The sequence below is a fragment of the Streptomyces hirsutus genome (assembly GCF_001418415.1).
In the GTDB taxonomy this organism is placed as follows: domain Bacteria; phylum Actinomycetota; class Actinomycetes; order Streptomycetales; family Streptomycetaceae; genus Streptomyces; species Streptomyces hirsutus.
Genome location: NZ_LIQT01000595.1, coordinates 1 through 4,747, shown reverse-complemented (window position 1 = coordinate 4,747; position 4,747 = coordinate 1). Strand labels below are relative to the sequence as shown.

The window sequence follows — 4,747 nt, the reverse complement described above, 5'->3', positions numbered from 1 at the left end:
CCCAAAAGCCCCCTCGGCGGCGCTTCGGAACCCCTCCCGGCGCCCGTCGCGGCGCCCGTCCCGCAGCCCGCCCCTCTAGCCCGTAAGCGTGCCAGTTCGATCACAGCGGCAGGGCCCCTGTCCGCCCCGCGTCCATACGTGGCTACGATGCAGAGGGCCGGTGGACCGTACCCGGCCGGGCCCGACCGACACGGAGAAAGCCGGCGCGGCCCCAACCCCCGCTCCCGGAGGAAAATTCCGTGCCGGCTGGAACGCTGTACCGCGGCCGGGAAGGAATGTGGTCCTGGGTGGCTCATCGAGTCACCGGCGTCCTCATCTTCTTCTTCCTGTTCGTCCACGTGCTGGACACCGCCCTCGTGCGAGTGTCCCCTGAGGCCTACGACACCGTCGTGGCCACGTACAAGACGCCGATCGTCGCGCTGCTGGAGTACGGCCTCGTCGCCGCCATCCTCTTCCACGCGCTCAACGGCCTGCGTGTCATCGCCGTCGACTTCTGGCTCCAGGGCGCCCGGTACCAGAAGCAGATGCTCTGGACCGTCGTCGCCGTGTGGGTCGTGCTGATGATCGGGGCGCTCTACCCCGTGCTCGGCCACGCCGCTCGTGAACTGTTCGGGAGCTGACGCCCATGTCCACGACTGAATCCACCGCCTCGGGCATCGGCCCCGTCGAGGGCGCGTCGCTCTACTCGGTCGACAACCCCGCACCGGTCATCGAGCCCCCGCGCAAGCGGACCAAGAAGTCCCCGAAGACCACCCGGGGCAACTTCGAGATGGCCGCCTGGCTGTTCATGCGCCTGTCCGGCGTCGTCCTGGTCGTCCTGGTCATCGGGCACCTGCTGATCCAGCTCGTGCTGGACGGCGGCGTCTCCAAGATCGGTTTCGCCTTCGTGGCGGGCCGCTGGGCCTCGCCGTTCTGGCAGGTCTGGGACCTGCTGATGCTCTGGCTCGCGATGCTGCACGGCGCGAACGGCCTGCGCACGGTCATCAACGACTACGCGGAGCGCGCGAACACCCGGCTGTGGCTCAAGGGCCTGCTCTACACCGCCACGGTGTTCACCATCCTTCTGGGCACGCTGGTGATCTTCACCTTCGACCCGAACATCCGCTAGGCACAGGGCTGCGAGAATCATGAAGATCCACAAGTACGACACCGTCATCGTCGGCGCCGGTGGCGCGGGCATGCGCGCGGCCATCGAGTCGACGAAGCGCAGCCGTACCGCCGTCCTGACCAAGCTCTACCCCACCCGCTCCCACACGGGCGCCGCGCAGGGCGGCATGGCCGCCGCGCTGGCCAACGTGGAGGAGGACAACTGGGAGTGGCACACCTTCGACACGGTCAAGGGCGGTGACTACCTGGTCGACCAGGACGCCGCCGAGATCCTGGCGAAGGAGGCCATCGACTCCGTCCTCGACCTGGAGAAGATGGGCCTGCCGTTCAACCGCACCCCGGACGGCACCATCGACCAGCGCCGCTTCGGCGGCCACAGCCGCAACCACGGCGAGGCCCCGGTCCGCCGCTCCTGCTACGCGGCCGACCGCACCGGTCACATGATCCTCCAGACGCTGTACCAGAACTGCGTCAAGGAGGGCGTGGAGTTCTTCAACGAGTTCTACGTCCTGGACCAGCTGATCACCGAGGTCGACGGCGTCAAGAAGTCGGCCGGTGTGGTGGCGTACGAGCTGGCCACCGGCGAGATCCACGTCTTCCAGGCGAAGTCCGTGATCTACGCCTCCGGAGGCACCGGCAAGTTCTTCCGGGTGACCTCCAACGCGCACACCCTGACCGGTGACGGCCAGGCGGCCGTGTACCGGCGCGGGCTTCCGCTGGAGGACATGGAGTTCTTCCAGTTCCACCCGACCGGCATCTGGCGCATGGGCATCCTGCTGACGGAGGGCGCCCGCGGTGAGGGCGGCATCCTGCGCAACAAGGACGGCGAGCGCTTCATGGAGAAGTACGCGCCGGTCATGAAGGACCTCGCCTCCCGCGACGTCGTGTCCCGGTCCATCTACACGGAGATCCGTGAGGGCCGCGGCTGCGGTCCCGAGGGCGACCACGTCTTCCTGGACCTCACCCACCTCCCGCCGGAGCAGCTGGACGCCAAGCTGCCCGACATCACGGAGTTCGCGCGGACCTACCTGGGCATCGAGCCGTACACGGACCCGATCCCGATCCAGCCGACCGCGCACTACGCCATGGGCGGCATCCCGACGAACGTCCAGGGCGAGGTGCTGGCGGACAACACCACCGTCGTCCCCGGCCTGTACGCGGCGGGCGAGGTGGCCTGCGTGTCGGTGCACGGCGCCAACCGGCTGGGCACCAACTCGCTGCTGGACATCAACGTGTTCGGCAAGCGGGCCGGCATCGCGGCCGCCGCCTACGCGCACACCACCGACTTCGTCGAACTGCCGGAGAACCCGGAGTCCTTCGTCGTCGGGCAGATCGAGCGGCTGCGGACCTCCACCGGCACCGAGCGGGTGGCCGAGATCCGCCGCGAACTGCAGGACACCATGGACGCCAACGTCATGGTGTTCCGCACCGAGCAGACGATCAAGACGGCGGTGGAGAAGATCGCGGAGCTGCGCGAGCGCTACCTGAACGTCTCCATCCAGGACAAGGGCAAGCGGTTCAACACCGACCTGCTGGAGGCGATCGAGCTGGGCAACCTGCTCGATCTGGCCGAGGTCATGGCCACGTCCGCGCTCGCCCGCAAGGAGTCCCGCGGCGGTCACTACCGCGAGGACTACCCGAACCGGGACGACGTCAACTTCATGCGCCACACCATGGCGTACCGCGAGGTGGGCGACGACGGCTCCGAGTCGATCCGGCTCGACTACAAGCCGGTCGTCCAGACCCGCTACCAGCCGATGGAGCGTAAGTACTGATGGCTACCCCTGTTATGGACAAGGCGGACGCGGCCGGATCGCCCGAGCCCGGCTTCGGCGACTCCCCGTACATCACCGCGACCTTCCGGATCCGCCGGTTCAACCCGGAGGTCTCCGACGAGGTGGTCTGGGAAGACTTCCAGCTGGAGATCGACCCCAAGGAGCGTGTCCTCGACGCGCTGCACAAGATCAAGTGGGACCAGGACGGCACGCTGACCTTCCGCCGTTCCTGCGCCCACGGCATCTGCGGCTCCGACGCCATGCGGATCAACGGCAAGAACCGCCTGGCGTGCAAGACGCTGATCAAGGACCTCAATCCCGAGAAGCCGATCACGGTCGAGGCCATCAAGGGCCTCACGGTCCTCAAGGACCTGGTCGTGGACATGGAGCCGTTCTTCCAGGCGTACCGGGACGTGATGCCCTTCCTGATCACGAAGGAGACCAACGAGCCGACGCGCGAGCGGCTGCAGTCCGCCGAGGACCGCGAGCGCTTCGACGACACGACGAAGTGCATCCTGTGCGCCGCCTGCACGTCCTCGTGCCCGGTGTTCTGGAACGACGGCCAGTACTTCGGTCCGGCCGCCATCGTCAACGCGCACCGGTTCATCTTCGACTCGCGCGACGAGGCCGGCGAGCAGCGCCTGGAGATCCTCAACGACCGTGACGGCGTGTGGCGTTGCCGTACGACCTTCAACTGCACGGACGCGTGCCCGCGCGGCATCGAGGTCACCAAGGCGATCGCCGAGGTGAAGCGGGCGCTCATCACGCGCCGCTTCTGACACCTTTCCCGGTACACGGCTGAGGCCCCGATCCGCAGGATCGGGGCCTCAGCCGTGCCGGGCGCCGTGATCGGCCGCCGGAGCGGCCGCCGCCGTGTCAGCCGCGCAGGACGCGGCCCTGCTTGTCGGTGCGGTCGTTGCTCACGAGGAACAGGACGCCGTCGATCAGCGCCCAGAAGCCGAGGCCACCGCAGGTGAGCAGCTGGGCGATGCCGATGCCGACGGAGCCGACGTAGAAGCGGCCGATGCCCAGGGTTCCCAGGAAGATCTGGAGGATACCGGCGACGATCTTCGACTTGTCGGAGTAGGGGCGGCCCTGCGGGTCGTGGCCGTAGGGGGCCTGGGGGCCGGCGGGGACGGTCATGGCGCTGCTCCTGGGGAGAAGAGTGTGACGCGCCGGGCGGGTTGCCCGGACGGCCCAGGAGGAGCCGGCGGAAACACGCATACGGATCCCGCGCAACTACTGCGCTGTAACCCACGGTTCGCGAACCGTCCCCCCTGCGCCAGAGGAGCGTAAGGGGACCGGTGATCGAACAGGGAAGCAGATGGCCGAATGTTTTCGTTCTGTGATCAGCTCGGGCCGGTTCTCGCCTATTTCAGACGATGTTGCGGGCCACCGTCCAAGCCACCGCCGCCATGAGGATCACTGCCTGGACCCGGGGCGCGATCCGGGGCGCCCAGGCGCGGCCGCGCAGCCCTTCCAGCGTCCAGCGCCCCCACAGTGCCAGTGCGAACGGTGCGGCGAGCAGCAGGGCCCTGTTGTCCAGCCAGGCGGCGGCGAACTGGCCGTGCATCAGGTCGTACACCATGCGCGTGCCCCCGCAGGCCGGGCACAGCAGGCCGGTGACGGCCCGCAGCGGGCACTGGGGCAGAAGGTGACCCGGCTCGTGCGGGTCGGTGCCCCACAGGTGGGCGGCGCCCGCCACGCCCGCGGCCAGCACGGCGACGGGGGCCACCGCGGGATGCCACCGCGGCCGCCCCCGGGACGGGGCGGGCGAGGCCGCGTCAGCCACGCAGGATCCGCCCCTGGGCGTCCGTGCGGTCGTTGCTGACCAGGTACATGATGCCGTCGATCAGCGCCCAGAA

Annotated in this window: 6 protein-coding genes; 4 read left to right on the top strand and 2 right to left on the bottom strand. The window is 68.7% G+C overall.

The genetic code is table 11. The features are described 5' to 3' along the window. Window positions 1-239: 239 nt before the first annotated feature. Genes sdhC through AOK11_RS35305 form a run of 4 tightly spaced genes read left to right on the top strand, consistent with a single transcriptional unit; the run spans window position 240 to window position 3,661 of the window. Window positions 240-620: a succinate dehydrogenase, cytochrome b556 subunit gene (sdhC, locus tag AOK11_RS35320; RefSeq protein WP_074994201.1), complete on the top strand. Its 381-nt coding sequence runs from the start codon at window positions 240-242 to the stop codon at window positions 618-620. Between the two features lie 5 nt (window positions 621-625). Continuing rightward, a complete protein-coding gene (locus AOK11_RS35315; RefSeq protein ID WP_055597736.1) occupies window positions 626-1,108 on the top strand; it encodes a succinate dehydrogenase hydrophobic membrane anchor subunit in 483 nt (160 codons plus the stop codon). 19 nt (window positions 1,109-1,127) lie between these two features. Further along, complete coding sequence (sdhA, locus tag AOK11_RS35310) at window positions 1,128-2,882, top strand: succinate dehydrogenase flavoprotein subunit (protein WP_055597735.1); 1,755 nt, start codon at window positions 1,128-1,130, stop codon at window positions 2,880-2,882. Beyond that, entirely contained in the window at window positions 2,882-3,661 is a 780-nt protein-coding gene (locus AOK11_RS35305; protein ID WP_055597734.1) for a succinate dehydrogenase iron-sulfur subunit, read from the top strand. Before sdhA ends, AOK11_RS35305 begins: the two co-directional genes overlap by 1 nt. Window positions 3,662-3,758: 97 nt before the next feature. Here AOK11_RS35305 and AOK11_RS35300 read toward each other — a convergent pair whose 3' ends face one another. Continuing rightward, the gene (locus tag AOK11_RS35300) at window positions 3,759-4,025 is read right to left on the bottom strand and encodes a TM2 domain-containing protein (RefSeq protein WP_055597733.1); all 267 of its coding nucleotides are present in this window, start codon (window positions 4,023-4,025) and stop codon (window positions 3,759-3,761) included. Between the two features lie 232 nt (window positions 4,026-4,257). After that, window positions 4,258-4,674: a DUF2752 domain-containing protein gene (locus AOK11_RS35295; RefSeq protein ID WP_055597732.1), complete on the bottom strand. Its 417-nt coding sequence runs from the start codon at window positions 4,672-4,674 to the stop codon at window positions 4,258-4,260. Between the last annotated feature and the right edge of the window lie 73 nt (window positions 4,675-4,747).

Bases quoted from the DNA above. Each gene is read 5' to 3' on its own strand.
- AOK11_RS35315 (WP_055597736.1), top strand. From the start codon at position 626: ATGTCCACGACTGAATCCACCGCCTCGGGCATCGGCCCCGTCGAGGGC.
- sdhA (WP_055597735.1), top strand. From the start codon at position 1,128: ATGAAGATCCACAAGTACGACACCGTCATCGTCGGCGCCGGTGGCGCG.
- AOK11_RS35305 (WP_055597734.1), top strand. From the start codon at position 2,882: ATGGCTACCCCTGTTATGGACAAGGCGGACGCGGCCGGATCGCCCGAG.
- AOK11_RS35300 (WP_055597733.1), bottom strand. From the start codon at position 4,025: ATGACCGTCCCCGCCGGCCCCCAGGCCCCCTACGGCCACGACCCGCAG.